This window comes from Candidatus Solincola tengchongensis, from assembly GCF_015711935.1.
GTDB classification, from domain to species: Bacteria; Actinomycetota; Geothermincolia; order Geothermincolales; family RBG-13-55-18; genus Solincola_A; species Solincola_A tengchongensis.
This window is the reverse complement of record NZ_JACVJJ010000101.1, coordinates 12,294-26,777: the sequence shown is the minus strand read 5'-3', so window position 1 is coordinate 26,777 and position 14,484 is coordinate 12,294. Positions and strand designations below refer to the sequence as shown.

10 protein-coding genes, 1 other RNA gene and 1 pseudogene are annotated in these 14,484 nt (G+C 64.5%); all 12 read left to right on the top strand.

The genetic code is table 11. From position 1 onward, the window contains the following. The first annotated feature begins 195 nt into the window (after window positions 1-195). The 12 genes and pseudogenes from ffs to H7007_RS09495 all read left to right on the top strand — a co-directional run bounded on the left by ffs (window position 196) and on the right by H7007_RS09495 (window position 14,155). An RNA gene (ffs, locus tag H7007_RS09545) (signal recognition particle sRNA large type) lies at window positions 196-461 on the top strand. A gap of 55 nt (window positions 462-516) precedes the next feature. Beyond that, window positions 517-2,466, top strand: coding sequence for a DNA polymerase III subunit gamma/tau (gene dnaX / locus H7007_RS09540; protein WP_287155005.1), 1,950 nt, complete (start codon window positions 517-519; stop codon window positions 2,464-2,466). A gap of 67 nt (window positions 2,467-2,533) precedes the next feature. Then, window positions 2,534-2,848 carry a YbaB/EbfC family nucleoid-associated protein gene (locus H7007_RS09535; protein ID WP_502754852.1) on the top strand — a complete coding sequence of 105 codons (315 nt, stop codon included), beginning with the start codon at window positions 2,534-2,536 and terminating at the stop codon, window positions 2,846-2,848. Between the two features lie 9 nt (window positions 2,849-2,857). Further along, the gene (gene recR / locus H7007_RS09530; protein WP_287155002.1) at window positions 2,858-3,454 is read left to right on the top strand and encodes a recombination mediator RecR; all 597 of its coding nucleotides are present in this window, start codon (window positions 2,858-2,860) and stop codon (window positions 3,452-3,454) included. An 86-nt stretch (window positions 3,455-3,540) separates the two neighbouring features. Next, window positions 3,541-4,782 (top strand): aspartate kinase, encoded by a 1,242-nt coding sequence (locus H7007_RS09525; protein ID WP_287155001.1) that lies wholly within the window; start codon window positions 3,541-3,543, stop codon window positions 4,780-4,782. 27 nt (window positions 4,783-4,809) lie between these two features. Further along, window positions 4,810-5,817 carry an aspartate-semialdehyde dehydrogenase gene (locus H7007_RS09520; RefSeq protein WP_287155000.1) on the top strand — a complete coding sequence of 336 codons (1,008 nt, stop codon included), beginning with the start codon at window positions 4,810-4,812 and terminating at the stop codon, window positions 5,815-5,817. A 438-nt stretch (window positions 5,818-6,255) separates the two neighbouring features. Beyond that, window positions 6,256-6,909, top strand: coding sequence for a CPBP family intramembrane glutamic endopeptidase (locus H7007_RS09515; protein WP_287154999.1), 654 nt, complete (start codon window positions 6,256-6,258; stop codon window positions 6,907-6,909). A gap of 131 nt (window positions 6,910-7,040) precedes the next feature. Continuing rightward, window positions 7,041-8,135 carry a CPBP family intramembrane glutamic endopeptidase gene (locus tag H7007_RS09510; RefSeq protein ID WP_287154998.1) on the top strand — a complete coding sequence of 365 codons (1,095 nt, stop codon included), beginning with the start codon at window positions 7,041-7,043 and terminating at the stop codon, window positions 8,133-8,135. 209 nt (window positions 8,136-8,344) lie between these two features. Then, window positions 8,345-8,407, top strand: a pseudogene (locus H7007_RS13745) (zinc-ribbon domain-containing protein); the annotation flags it as partial. Window positions 8,408-8,959: 552 nt separating this feature from the next. After that, window positions 8,960-10,003 (top strand): zinc ribbon domain-containing protein, encoded by a 1,044-nt coding sequence (locus H7007_RS09505; protein ID WP_287154997.1) that lies wholly within the window; start codon window positions 8,960-8,962, stop codon window positions 10,001-10,003. Window positions 10,004-10,552: 549 nt separating this feature from the next. Next, complete coding sequence (locus H7007_RS09500) at window positions 10,553-11,839, top strand: efflux RND transporter periplasmic adaptor subunit (RefSeq protein WP_350340640.1); 1,287 nt, start codon at window positions 10,553-10,555, stop codon at window positions 11,837-11,839. A gap of 21 nt (window positions 11,840-11,860) precedes the next feature. Beyond that, entirely contained in the window at window positions 11,861-14,155 is a 2,295-nt protein-coding gene (locus tag H7007_RS09495) for a DEAD/DEAH box helicase (protein WP_287154996.1), read from the top strand. The last annotated feature ends 329 nt before the right edge of the window (window positions 14,156-14,484 follow it).

Sequence of the window (14,484 nt, the reverse complement as noted above, 5' to 3'; positions counted from 1 at the left end):
TCTTATTATACACGGCGGCCTCCCTCCCCTTCCCCGCCGCCCCGGCTTGAGCCCGGTCGCGGGCGCGGGGCGATGGCTCGCGGACCGGGGTGGCGTGGGGCGATGGCCCGTCGGTCGGGGATTGCGGCGTAACCAACCGGCGCCAAAACCGGGCCGCCGCGGGGGTCGCGGGGGCGTGCTATACTTATATCGTGATCGTGCTAAGCGGGGAGCTAGCGGTGCCCTGTACCCGCAATCCGCTATAGCGGGGCCTAATTCCCAACTGAGGCTCTCCGGTCTTGAGTATGGCGCGCCGGCAAGCGGCGTTGAAGGTCGGGTCCTGCGCAACGGGAACTTGCGAACCCCGTCAGGTCCGGAAGGAAGCAGCGGTAAGCAAACCTTCCCGGGTGCCGCAGACCAACCTGACCGGAGCAGGCTACCGGCGTAGCGCTCGGGGCCGGGAGTCGAAGGCGGGTGCACGATCACATATATTTACCTGCTGTCAGCCGGTGACGGAAGACCGGGAGAAGATAAGAGTTGGCCTACATCTCTCTTTACCGCAAGTGGCGCCCTCAGACCTTCGAGGAAGTGGTGGGCCAGGAATACGTGACACGGACTCTGGCAAATGCCGTTCGCTCCGGCAATATCGCCCACGCCTACCTCTTCGCCGGTCCGCGGGGAACGGGGAAGACGAGTACCGCCCGCATCCTGGCCAAGGCCCTCAACTGCGAGGAGGGCCCCACGCCCAATCCCTGTAACCGCTGTTCCTCCTGCCGCTCCATAACCGACGGCACCTCGGTGGACGTGGTGGAGATAGACGCGGCCTCCAACCGAGGCATTGACGACATCCGGGATCTACGGGAAAGGGTCATCTTCACCCCCGCTTCCTCGCGGGTCAAGGTCTACATACTGGACGAGGCCCATATGATAACCAAGGAAGCGTTCAACGCTTTCCTCAAGACGCTCGAGGAGCCGCCGTCGCACGTGGTCTTCGTCCTGGCCACCACCGAACCCCACAAGCTCCCTCAGACCATCCTTTCCCGTTGCCAGAGACACGACTTCCGCAGTGTGCCCGCTCCTCTGCTGGCTGAATATCTCCAGAGGGTGGCCGGAGAGGAAGGATTCAAGATCACCCCGGAGGCCCTCCGCCTGGTGGCGCGCCGCGCGAGAGGATCAGTGCGCGACGCCCTGGTCTCCCTCGAACAACTAGCCAGCTATGGTGAGGGGGTGGTGGAGGAATCCGATGCCGCCGGGTTCCTGGGGCTCATTGAGGACGAGCTGCTCCTGGGGATGGGAGAGTCGCTCATCGAGGGCGATCTCCAGGCGGTGATCTCCATGATCGAAAGGGTCCACGAGGAGGGAAAGGACCTCGAGCACTTCGCGTCTCAGGTCCAGGAACATTTCCGAAGGATACTGCTCCTCCAGCACGCCGATCTCGGACCAGTGGACCTGGAGGTGGACGAGGATTCCCTGCTCAGGCTGCGCGAACAGGCCCCCCGCCTTTCGCCCGAGAGGGCCCTCCACTTCATAGCCGCTCTGGGGCGTGCCCGCGAGGAGATGAGGAATTCCTCCTCCCCGCGTCTGGTGCTTGAGAGCACGCTGATATCCATGGTCAGGGAGGAGCTCGAGGACACCCCGGAGGCCGTTCTCGCCCGCCTTGAGAGGTTGGAGGAAAGGGTGGAGAGGCTGGCGCACTCGAAGGCCGGGGCCTCGGAGCCCCGCGAGAAGGTCCGTACTGGGGGTGGCGCAACCCCTCGCGGAGTGAAAGCGGTTGTGGCCTCGGGCTCGGGGACCCACGGCGGGGTTCCCGAGGAGGAGTCGGAAGGGGGCGAGGCCGCGGAGGGGGTGACGGAAAGGGAATTCCCGGAAGGGACGGAGGTCGCCGCGGAGGAAACCGCGGCTGCCACTGCCCGCGATATCGCGCCGGCATCCGGAGTGGACTTCGCGACGATTCGGAAATCCTGGCCCCGGATCAGGGAGCGGGTGAAGGAGATAAGAGTCCCGACCCACGCGCTGTTGCTGGAGGGAAAACCCGCTCGTCTTGAAGGGGACCGGTTGGTGATCTCATTTCCCGCCGACCGCTCCTTTCATCACGGGGAGCTGAGCAAGGAAGGTCACAAGAGCGTGGTAGAGCGCGCCCTCAAGGAGGTACTCGGATTCCCCCTGCGAGTTAACGCGGTTCTGGAGGGGGAGGGTCGGGAGTCTACCGAGGCTTCCTCCACGGGCGGAAGGACGCAAGCCGCATCCTCAAGGTCCGGAAAGGCGGCGAGGGGTGAAGTGGCCGGCAGGACACCCGGCTCCGGAGAGGAGGGGGGCGTCCCGGGGCCTCAGGCGGAAGCGAGGCCGCGACGGGCGGTGGAGGACGTGGAAAAAGACGCGGGGGTTGCAGGCGGAAAGGAAGCCGGGAGTGGGGAGACGGGGAAGGTGAAGCTGTTGAAGGACATCTTCGGAGCGGAGATGGTGGAGGAGATAAAGCTCCAGGAATGACGTTCCCGCTATACGAGGGGCGGGCGGCCGCCCGGCGTCCTGGGAGCGCGCCATGAGGAGGTGGAGCATGAACGGGAACCTTCAGAAGATGATGAAGCAGGCCCAGAAGTTACAGCGCCAGATGCTGGAGGCGCAGGAGGCCTTGGCCGAGGAGAGGGTGGAGGCCACTTCCGGAGGGGGGATGGTCAAAGCGGTAGCCGACGGCCAGCAGAACATCCTGGAGATAAAGATCGACCCGCAGGTCGTGGACCCCGAGGACGTGGAGATGCTTGAGGACCTGGTGCTGGCGGCGGTCACCGAGGCGTTGAGGAGATCACGCGAGCTGGCGGAAGAAAGGCTGGGGGCCTTCACCAAGGGCTTGAAGATACCGGGGCTCTTCTAGGAGGGAGAAGTGTTGTACACGCCTCCCCTCGCCAGGTTGGTGGAAGAACTTTCCAAGCTCCCGGGCATCGGGCCGAAAACAGCCCAACGGCTTGCCTTTCACCTTCTCAAGGTACCGCCCGAGGAAGCCCAATCCCTGGCCCGCGCCATCGTCGAGGCAAGGGAAAAGATCTCCTACTGCCGACGCTGCTTTAATTTCTCCGAAGAGGAGCTCTGTGAGTTTTGCGCCGATGCCCGGCGTGACCCGGCCCTGATATGCGTTGTGGAGCGCCCTCAAGACATAGTGGCCGTGGAGAGGACGGGCGAGTTCCGTGGCCTTTACCATGTCCTGGGGGGCGCCATATCTCCCATAGACGGCATCGGGCCGGAGGAGCTGCGCATCCGGGAGCTCCTGGAGAGGGTGCGCCGGGACGGGGTTCGCGAGGTGATCATCGCCACCAATCCAAGGGTGGAAGGCGAGGCCACGGCCATGTATCTGGCCAACCTTCTCAAACCCCTTGGTGTGCGCGCGACGCGCATCGCCAGCGGATTGCCGGTGGGAGGGGACCTGGAGTACGCGGACGAGGTAACCCTGGGGAGAGCCCTCAAGGGGAGACACGACCTCTGACGCCTTGACAGCCGCATGGCCCCGGCGTAAAAAGAGAAAAAGCCGGCAGAAAGGCAAACCGCGGAATAATAGTCATTATCTGGAAAATGGACGGAAAGCGGATTCTCGTGCAGAAGTTCGGCGGGACTTCCGTTGCCGACACGGAAAAGATAAAGAACGTGGCCAGGCGCATCGCGGAGACCCGCAGCAAGGGCTACCACGTAGTGGCGGTGATCTCCGCACTGGGGGACACCACCGACAGGCTTGTGGAGCTGGCCTATCAGATAACCCCGCGGCCACGAGCAAGGGAGATGGACATGCTCCTGGCAACCGGGGAGCAGATCTCCGTGGCCCTGCTCTCCATGGCCATGCACGAACTCGGACACGAGGCCATATCCTTCACCGGGGCCCAGGTGGGCATCGTCACCGACAGCGCGCACACCAAGGCCAAGATCCTCGACGTCAAGGTGGGCCGCATACTCGAGGAGCTGGAGAAGGGGAGCGTGGTGATCGTGGCCGGTTTTCAGGGCGTGTCCCTCGACGACCAGATAACCACCCTGGGACGGGGGGGCTCGGACACCACGGCGGTGGCCCTTGCGGCCGCCCTGGGCGCGGAGGTTTGTGAGATATATACCGACGTGGACGGTGTTTATACCGCAGACCCGCGCCTGGTGCCCGAGGCGCGGAAACTCAGCCGGCTCTCCTACGAGGAGATGCTCGAGATGGCCGCCACCGGAGCCAGGGTCCTGCAGCTGCGCAGCGTTGAATTTGCGAGGAATTACGGGGTGGTGATTCACGTGAGGTCCAGTTTTTCCCAGGAAGAAGGCACCTGGATAACCGAAGAGGACGAGCGCATGGAGAAGGCCATCATCAGTGGGGTGACCCACGACGTGAGCGAGGCCAAGGTCACCGTTTTCGACGTGCCGGATCGGCCAGGGGTCGCCGCGGCCCTCTTCAAGGCCCTGGCGGCGGAGAACATAAACGTGGACATGATCATTCAGAACGTCAGCGAGAACCAGAGGACGGACATCTCCTTCACCGTGAGCAAGGAAGACCTTCAGAAGGCGGAGGAGATAACCGCCCGGGTGGCGGAAGAGCTGGGGGCGGGAGGCGTCAGCGTGGACCGGGATATCGCCAAGGTCAGCCTCGTGGGAGCCGGCATGCGGACCCACCCCGGCGTAGCGGCGGACATGTTCGCCGCCCTGGCGGAGAACGACATAAACATCGAGATGATAAGCACTTCCACCATCAAGATAAGCTGCGTCATAAGGGCGGAGGACGTGGAGAAGGCGGTGCGAGCGATACACGCCAAGTTCGGCCTGGACCGCGGCGTGGTGATGAGAGCTTGATCGCTGGTACCAGCACTGGAGGCGACCATGGGAAAGGAATACCGCGTGGCCGTTGTAGGAGCCACGGGGATGGTGGGGATGACCATGCGGGAGATCCTCGAGGAGCGTCGATTTCCCGTGTCCGAGCTGCGCCTTCTGGCCTCGGAGCGCTCGAGGGGGAGACGCCTTCCCTTCCGCGGCGAGGAGATCGAGGTCCAAGTCCTGGAAGAGAGCTCCTTTGAGGGAATTGACCTGGCCCTCTTCTCCGCCGGCGCGGAGATATCCAGGCGTTTCGCTCCTCACGCCGTGCGAGCGGGAGCCTTGGTGGTGGACAACAGCAGCGCCTTCCGCATGGATCCGGATGTCCCCCTTGTGGTGCCGGAGGTAAATCCCGAGGCGGCTTTCGGCCACCGGGGGCTCATCGCAAACCCCAACTGTTCCACTATCCAGATGGTGGTGGTGCTAAAGCCACTCCATGACCGCTCACCACTGCGCCGCGTGGTGGTATCCACCTATCAGTCGGTTTCCGGCACCGGCAGGGAGGCCGTGGATGAGCTGCGGGCCCAGACGGAGGCGGTGCTCAGGGGGGAGGAACCGGTCCCCCAGGTGTATCCGCATCCCATAGCCTTCAACTGCCTGCCGCATATCGATGTCTTCCACCCCAACGGATATACCAAGGAAGAGATGAAGATGGTGGAGGAGACCAGGAAGATCATGGGAATTCCCGATCTCCCGGTGTCCGCCACCACGGTGCGCGTGCCCGTCTTCATCGGCCACTCGGAGTCGGTGAACGCGGAGTTCGAGGATCCCATCTCCCCGGAGGAAGCGAGGCGCATATTGTCCGAGGCGCCAGGGGTAGAGGTGGTAGACGACCCCGATACCTTCCGCTACCCGCTTGCCGTTGATGCGGCAGGAAAGGACCCCTGCTTCGTGGGGCGCATCCGGGCCGACCTCTCCTGCCCCCGGGCCCTCAATCTCTGGGTGGTTGCCGATAACCTGCGCAAAGGTGCGGCCCTGAACGCGGTGCAGATAGCGGAGCTGGTACTGGAGACCTGAATGTCCGGGGAAGACCGGGTGGATGGGGGCCGGGAGGTCGAAGGACCGCGCTGTTACTGGCACCCTCTGAAGCGCGCCAAAGCCATCTGCGTCTCCTGCGGGCGAGCGGTTTGCGCCGACTGCGACCGCCTCGTGGGTTACCGGCACCACTGTCCCCTATGCCATTCTGCCGCGGCCGCCCCTCAGGCGTGGGGGCCGGGCACCCATGTGCCTCCCGTCCCGCCGGGCGCAGGCCCGTATCCCCCGCCCTCCATTCCGCCGCCCAGTCCTTTCACGGGACCGCCACCCCCCTCTTCCCCCATTCCGCCATCCCCACCTTATCCGGGACCCGGATACCTTCCCGCGCCACCCCCTTCCTTTGCGGCGGCCGGAGAGCCGCCCGAGCCGGAAGAGCCCAGGGAACGCCGCTGGTGGAGGGCGGACTGGAAGCTCTCGGAGGTGACCGCGGCCCTTTTCGTCGTCTTCGGGATCTACAACCTTTTGGGAGTGGTGCTCATGCTCACCACCGAGAACCCGCTTTTCTACGAATATCTCTCTTACGCTCTTTTCTTCTGCCCCTTGATAATCCTGTGCACGGCTTGGATCCTTAAGCGCCACGGAAGGGGATGGAAGGAACTGGGTCTGAACTGGGACCGGCCTCTGAGGCTGCTGCTCTCAGGGCTGGGCGGAGGCGTGGCGGCCCTGACGTTGAGCTACGCAGCCTTCTTCGCTCTATATTTCCTCTTCTATCTGATAGCCGGTAGGCCGCCTTCCGTGGGAGAGACGGAGGAGCTGAGGGGGATCGGCGGGGGCGGACTCACCTTGGTGGTCATGGTGGTGGTCCTGTTCGCTCCCGTTTTCGAGGAGATATTCTTCCGGGGGCTCTTTTACTCCGCCCTGCGCAGGAGGTTGGGGCCGAGAGCCGCGATAGCCGTCAACGGGATCATCTTCGGGGCCCTGCATTTCCAGCCTCCCTTCATGATCTCCCTGGTGCTGGTGGGAATGGTCCTGGCTTATCTCTACGAGAAGACGGATTCACTTTTCGCCCCCATGGCCGCCCATTCGCTCTACAACCTGGCGGTGGTCCTGGCGTCTCTTTTCATAGCCTGGTGAAGCCGGCCGGTAAGGGGGATTCCGGCCATCGGAAGCGACGGATGGAAGCGGCTTTCAGGCGCCGCGAAGAATTACCGAAAAAAAATTACGTGCTCTGACGAGCGGGCTGGAGCGACAGGCAGGAGAAGCCGATGGACATGCCGAGGTGCGCCGTTCATCCTGAAGAGCCGGCCGCCGCTGCCTGCGCGGAATGCGGTGGCCATTACTGTTCGCGCTGCCTGCGCCGAATTGGAGGCCGTTTCCTGTGCGCATCCTGTGCGGAGAGGGTGGCTCGCGGGGGCCCAGCGGCTTACGGCGTGGAACTCCCCCCTTCAACCGGAGGCGGACCGGTGGGGGCCAGGGTCGTGACCACCTGCGCCTTCCATCCCGGCGTGAGAGCCGTCGGCCGCTGCACTTGCTGCGGTGCTTTCGTCTGTTCCGCGTGCCAGAGGATAAGCGGCGACAAACGTTATTGCAACTCCTGCCATCAGGACATGACGAGCACACCCCGGCGAGAACCGGCGGCGGGCGGTAAAGGGGCGGCCACACCGCCTGCCTGCGGTGAAATATGGAAACTGTGGCCAGCACTGGCCTTCCTCCCCGTCCCCTTCTTCTTGAGCTGGCTCATGACTTACATGATGCGCCAGGGAGAAGAGGTATCCGTGGCGGCCGCTCAGCTGCTCGTCAGCCTCCTGCTCTATTCCTCCTCGCTGGCTTTCGCCTTCCTCGTTGTCTCGAGATACGGGAATGCGCGGGAGCTTTTGGGCATGCACGGAAAGAACCTGGCGGGCTCGCTCGGGCTAGGTGTCGTCTGCGGTTCGCTGGCCTTCTGGATAGGGACTGCCGGGAGCCTTATGTCCGCGGGCCTCCTCGAGCGCGTCAGCTGGGTGGAGGAATGGCTCCACGGCTTTTTCGACGTCAACGTGAAGAGCGTCACCGGCCCGGACCTGCTGGTGGCCGGGCTGGTGATAATCGTCGCCGCCCCGGTGTGCGAGGAGATCTTCTTCCGGGGTTTCCTCTACCCGGCGATGCGGCGGAAGATGGGCGTATGGGCGGCTTCACTCCTTAACGGGTTCCTCTTCGCCGTGGTGCATTTCAGCCTTTTCGGGCTGCTGGGGAGGACCCTTGTTGGAGCCCTGTTGTGCCTGCTTTACGAGTACGCCGGAAACCTGTGGTCGCCGGTGGCCGCCCACGGCATCAACAATTTTGTGGCCTTTTTCCTCCCCCTGGGGGCCATGTGGACTTGAGGAGGGTTCCTTGTCTAAGGTAGGGTGCCTCCGGCTGCGAGCGGTACAGGGAGGCGGACATGGACCCGGGTGATACGCCGGGCCTCTCGGCGTTACGCTCACCGCGGTTCCCTCCAGGCATCCGCCGCGAAGGCGCTTTAACAAGCGGCGTGAAGGAGTATATGATGGTAGTGGAGAATTCAAATTAAAGCTTAACAAGAGGTTTATATATGAGATGTGAGGAGTGTGGGTCGGAGAACCGTGAGGACGCGGCTTTCTGCATGGCCTGCGGCGTCCCCCTGCCAGGCACGCCGTTCACTTCCCCTCGATACTCCAGAGGAGGGGCAAGAGAGCAGGAAACCGCGCCCTCGGCGAAGCTGACGAGCTTTTCCCCGCCGGGGACAGGCGAAGGGGAGAAGGGCGGCGGCGCTTATGCCTTTCCGGCCGGGGAACGGCCTGGAGGGTCCGGCGAACCCACTGCGGACCTCGCGACGATGGCCGGGAGTATGGAGAGGGGTGATGCGGTGGGATGGAGCGGGCCCCTTCCGTCTCCCGGAAAGCCCATCCAGGCGGGGGCGACTACTGAGGCGGGAGCCTCGCCCGAGGGGGGCTATCGGGTTGTATCGCCAAGCGGCTTCGTCTTCGGGGTCTCCGGGGCGGAGGCACCCGAGCCGAGGGCGGAGGAAATCGACACCCGAGGAGCGGGGATCGCGGACTCCATGACCTCGGGGAGGTCAACGGGGAGCCCCCTCGATGGACCAGGCGGGGAGGGAGGAGATAGGGCGCCGTGGCAGGACGAGACGGTCGCCCGGTCCGCTGCGGTCTCCGGAGGGGAGGAAGGAGAAATGGTTTACATACCGCCGGAATCAGACATCCCCCCCTCCTTTGTTGCCTCCACCTCCACTCCCGCGGAGAGACCACCGGCGGTGCCGCCGGAGCCGGCGCTCTCCGATGAGCGCACCCAGGCCATAGAGCCGGTCCGCGAAACGGGCAGGGTACGTGTTCCGCAGGTGACCTGCCCGGAGTGCTATGCCCCTAATCCGGAGGTAAACCGTTTCTGTCAGGAGTGCGGGAGCCCCCTTTCCTTGACGGCACGAGGAGGGGCGGCAGCAAAGCGGCCCGTCCCGGCGGGGGCCGATTACCGCCCCACGGCGGCCCTTCACCTCCCGGAGGAGGATGTCGAGGCTGTGGGATATACGCCGGACCGGGGGAGGGAAGTCCGCGCGGAGAGGAGGTTCGGGGCCGCAGATGCGCTGGCCATCGGCGCGGCGATCCTCCTGGCCGCTTCCCTGGCGCTCCCCTCTCTCTTGGAAGGTTTTTCCTACAAGAAAGGGGTGGACCTGGGGGTCTTCTCCCACCAAGGAGCATACGTGCGCGGCGCTTATGAGCTGCTCGGCGGGCCTGGTCTCCTTCCCTATCGGGGCGTGGAGTTCTTCACCGTAGGCCTGGTGTTGGCCGTGGCCCTCCTCCTGACCCTCCTTTTCCTGGCCCTTCGCCTGGGGAGGGGGCCTATGTTCATCCTGGCCGGCTGTCTGGTGGCCCTGCCGCTGGTTTATCTGTTCTTCCAGGCCCTCTTGCCTCTACGGGAGATGGGCGTGGAGATAGAGCCGGCCTTGGGGCTGGGCAGGCTGTTCTTCGGCGGTGACGGGGCCCCCGGCCTGGGGCCCACGGTTTGGATGTCCTGCGCCGCCGCCCTGTTGCTCGTCATGGCCGGTTTTCTGGCTCCTCCGCGGGGATGGGGGAGGTTCTTCACCTTCCTGGTCTTCTTCAGCCTCGCCCTGGGGGCGGGTTTCCTGTGTGCCGCCTGTTATAACTGGAATTTGTTCATCAGCGGAACCTCGGCGGGGTCCTCCGGCGTGCCGGCTCCCCTCGGGATGCTTGTTCCGTGAGCTTTCCGCGGCGCGGGCGTGGACCAATCCCGGACGTGCATCCTCTCCACATACGTGCGAGCGATTCCCCCCGGCACGCTCGATACAGGAGGGGAGTCGGGCTCCCGGAATGGTGGAGCGGAATGAAGGTCGCGCAACCGGAACCCCCAGCTTTTAAGAGGACGTGACCCGACGAGCCCCGGAGCCCTTGTTGAAGTCAGAATGAGGAGCGACTTTCCGCCGGGTGTCGGGAGTCCACCGTTTCGGTTGGGGCTTTGGGCTGCGAAAGGAGTCATGAAATCACCCCATCTCAAGAAAGTGGGCCGAGGGGACACCCTTCGTTGACGCCCCTCCGAGCCCCGGTTATAGTATGTCTCACGAATCCCGTCCGCGGTGAGTCAGGCCCATGCCTGCATGAGGAGGTTCCGCATGACGGGTCGAATCCCGGAGGGCGTTATGCGAAGGCGAGGATCGGATTGCACGAACGCAGCGAGGCTGGTTTGTGTTCTCATGTTCGGCCTTTTTACGGCCTTGGCGTTCTCGGGATGCTTCGGGGGAGCTCCCGAAGGGGTGAAGGTGGCCGAAGTGAGCCGTGGGGACGTGAGCAGGGTGGTCACCGCGGTGGGCAAGCTGGAGGCGGACAACCCCGTCGATGTCTATCCTCCCGCCAGCGGGACCATTGCCGCTCTTTACGTCCAGGAGGGGGATCGCGTGGAGGCCGGCGACCTCCTGGCGTCGCTGGACCAGGAGGAGCTGAAGGCGCAGGCGGCCAAGGCCAGGGCCACTTATCTCACCGGAGCGGCGGTAGGGGATGTCCTAGCCGGGCAGTACTCCGGCATGCAGGCTCTCTACCAGGGGGCGGAATACGCCATGCAGGTCTTCGGGCAAACCCAGGAACAACTGGACGCCGTGGTCCTCAATCTCTTTGACCTGGTCCCCCTGGTGGTACCCTTGCTCCCTCCGGACCAACAGGAGTTCCTTAAATCTCTCATCGCCGAACAGCGGGAATCCTACCTCCAGGCCATCGCCTCGCGCCCCGCGATGCCCGCATTGTCGCCCCCCGCCTACCCCTCCGGGGCTGCAGCGGCGGGAGAGGCCATGAAGGAAGCCTCCAGTTACGATTATCAAAAGGCGGTCTATGCCGCAAACCATCCTCATCTCGTGGCGCCGGTGTCCGGTTACGTGGTCTTCTCCGCCCCGCCCTCCGTGCCCGGACTGGATTTCCTCACCGAGATGCTGGGAGGGCTCGGCTCCTTCCTCACGGGGATGGGGGACCTCACCTCCCTTCTGGGAGGTGACCTCAGTGCCCTCGCGGGAGGACGGGCGGGCGCGGAGCTGAAGGTGGGGACCAAGGTGAGCAAGGACAGTCCCGTGTTCCAGATAGTGGACCTCCAGAGCATGCGGGTGAAGGCGGAGGTGGAGGAGACGGACATCCCCAAAGTGCGGGTGGGACAGAGGGTGAAGGTGTACCTCGATGCCTACCCCGACCTGTCTTTCGCCGGCGAGGTTGTACAGGTGGGAATCCGGGCGGAAAGCGGCTCGGGCGGGACCACCGTCTTTCCGGTGATTGTCAGGCTGGACCGCACCGAGGTCCCGCTGCGTCTAGGATACAACGCCACCGTGGACATCGAGGTCCTGAGCCGGGAGGGCATAATCTCCCTCCCGCTCACCGCCCTCTTCTCCGAAGAGGGAAGGGATTATGTGTACGTGGTTGAGGAGGGCAAGGCCCGCAGGCGGGAGGTCACTGTGGGGGAGCGGAGCGAGGAATGGGTGGAGATCCTGGCCGGACTGGAGGAGGGGGAGAGGGTGGTCACGGAGGGGGTGGGCCTGGTGAAGGAAGGCCAGAGGGTGGAATGAACCCCTCCGGAACGCCGGCGCATGGACTTTGAGGAGCTGGTCCGGGAGATAAGCGAGGGCTGGGGGGAGGGTCAACGGGTCGCCTACCTGGAGGTCATACCCCCCCGCGAGGCACGGCTCGTGGAGCTGCCCGAGGGATTGCATCCTACCCTCTCCGAGACCCTCAGGCGCATGGGCGTAACCCGCCTCTACGTCCATCAGGCACGTGCCCTGGAGCTCCTCTCGGAGGGGCATAACGTGGTCATCGCCACCGGGACGGCCAGCGGCAAGAGCCTCTGCTACCACATACCCGTCTACCAGGAGATCTTGGAAAACCCTTCCAGCAGGGCACTGTATATTTTCCCGACTAAGGCCCTGGCTCAGGACCAGTTGCGCAGCCTGGAGGAGCTTCACGGGGGGGAGGTGGTCTCGGCAACCTACGACGGCGACACGCCGCTGGAGCTTCGGGGGTGGATAAGGCGGCAGGCGCAGGTGGTGCTCACCAACCCGGACATGCTCCATTACGGCATCCTTCCCAACCACAGGCTGTGGGGCGGGTTCTTTCGCCATCTCCGCTACGTGGTCCTGGACGAAGCCCACGTGGCCCGCGGCGTCTTCGGCTCCCACGTGGCCCAGGTGCTGCGCCGGCTCAGGCGGACGGCGGAGCACTACGGGTCGCGGCCGTCGTTCGTATTCGCCAGCGCCACCATCGCCAATCCGGAGGAGCACGCATCGAGGCTGTGCGGGTTGGAGGTGAGAGCGGTGGAAGACGACTCCTCCCCCCGGGGCAGGAAGGTCTTCGCCCTCTGGAACCCGCCGGACATCCTGTCCCGGGAGGGCGGTGAGGTGCACCGTTCCTCAAACCTGGAGACGGCGGAGATACTGGCCAGACTTATACGGCTCGGGGTGCGCACCATAGCCTTCTGCCGCTCCCGTAAAGCGGCCGAGCTGGTCTACGGGTATGTGATGCGCCTTCTGGGGGCGGAGGAGAGAGGCCTGGCGGAAAGGGTCTCGCCCTACCGAGGAGGCTACCTTCCCGGGGAAAGGCGGGAGATAGAAAGACGGCTGTTCTCGGGAGAGCTGCTGGCGGTGACCACCACCAACGCCCTGGAGCTCGGGGTGGACATAGGGGAGCTGGAAGCCTGCCTCATGAACGGCTATCCGGGGACCATCGCCAGCACCTGGCAGCAGGCGGGGAGGGCGGGCCGCCGGCAGGGTGAATCGCTGGCTGTGCTGGTGGCCGCCGACGACCCGCTGGACCAGTATCTGGTACGCCACCCGGAGTTCCTCTTCGGCTCACCCTGCGAGGAAGCGGTCATCGATCTGGAGAACCGGCGCATCCTCGGAGACCACCTGGTCTGCGCGGCCTTCGAGTTCCCTCTGCGTGAGGAGGACGAGGAGTATTTCGGGCCCGCCATGGGGGAGGCACTCGAGGAACTGGTACGCGAGGGGCGGCTGAAAAAGAGGGGCGGGAGATGGTACTTTGCAGGAGCGGGATCCCCGGCCCAGGATGTCAACCTGAGGTCCGCTTCCGGGAAGCTTATCAGTATCGTGGACCGGGAGACCGGAACCCTTCTGGGCACCGTGGAAGAGGCTTCCTGTTTTTTCCATGTACACCCCGGTGCGGTTTACCTACACCAGGGGGATTCCTATCTCGTGGAGGAACTGGACCTGGAGCGCATGGTGGCCCTGGTGAGGGCCGAGGAGCTCGATTTTTACACCAACCCCATGGACAACACCGACGTCATGGTTCTGGGCGAAGAATGGACATCGGCCCCGGGCCCTCGGGCGTGTTCCCTCCACTACGGAGAAGTGGAGGTCTCCGTCAAGGTCTACGCTTACCAGAAGCGACGCCTCCTGACTCACGAGGTGCTGGAGACTCTGGCGCTGGACCTCCCCACCCGGGTTCTGAGGACCAAGGCCCTATGGTACACCCTCCCGCTGGAGCGCTTGGCCCCCCTGGAGATGGACGAATACACGCTTGCCGGGGGGTTGCATGCCCTGGAGCACGCCTCCATCGCCATGCTCCCCCTCTTCGCCATGTGCGACCGCTGGGATATCGGGGGCATGTCGACGGCCTTCCACCCCGACACCGGCAGGGCCACGGTATTCATATACGACGCCTACCCGGGAGGGGTGGGCATCGCCGCCCGTGGTTTCCGCCTGGCGGCGCGGCACCTGCGGGCCACACGGGAGATGGTGGAGAGATGCCCCTGCGCGGAGGGCTGCCCCTCCTGCATCCAGTCTCCCAAATGCGGGAGCGGGAACGAACCCCTTCACAAGCGTGCGGCGGTGGAACTCCTCAAGCTCCTCGAGGAGGACCTCGACGGGGAATGAGACCCAGACCCGCCTGGCGCTCGCGTCACCGGGCGTGTCTTCCGTTCCTCGATATCGGCTGCCGACCGCCCGGGCATGCGGTGATGAGGGGCGGGAGCGGGCAAGAGTGAGGAACGCGCTGGACGGGCATCTCGGAAAGGCGGCAAGACGGAAGGCGGCCTCACGCCGTTTCCGCTCCGGGAAAAGACGGCGCCACCTCCCTTCCGCAGCTTCACCCCGTCCAGGGCCGCCGGGCGTAGATAAATATGGAAGAAAGTGGCAATATATCTAGGTTCCTCAATAGCCGGTGACCGTGCCGAGCATCGCGCCCCAGCGGGCATGCCCGTTCA

Excerpts from the sequence above, each read along its gene's own strand:
- H7007_RS09535 (WP_502754852.1), top strand. The coding sequence starts at position 2,534 with ATGAACGGGAACCTTCAGAAGATGATGAAGCAGGCCCAGAAGTTACAG.
- H7007_RS09525 (WP_287155001.1), top strand. The coding sequence starts at position 3,541 with ATGGACGGAAAGCGGATTCTCGTGCAGAAGTTCGGCGGGACTTCCGTT.
- H7007_RS09520 (WP_287155000.1), top strand. The coding sequence starts at position 4,810 with ATGGGAAAGGAATACCGCGTGGCCGTTGTAGGAGCCACGGGGATGGTG.
- H7007_RS09510 (WP_287154998.1), top strand. The coding sequence starts at position 7,041 with ATGGACATGCCGAGGTGCGCCGTTCATCCTGAAGAGCCGGCCGCCGCT.
- H7007_RS09505 (WP_287154997.1), top strand. The coding sequence starts at position 8,960 with ATGGTTTACATACCGCCGGAATCAGACATCCCCCCCTCCTTTGTTGCC.
- H7007_RS09495 (WP_287154996.1), top strand. The coding sequence starts at position 11,861 with ATGGACTTTGAGGAGCTGGTCCGGGAGATAAGCGAGGGCTGGGGGGAG.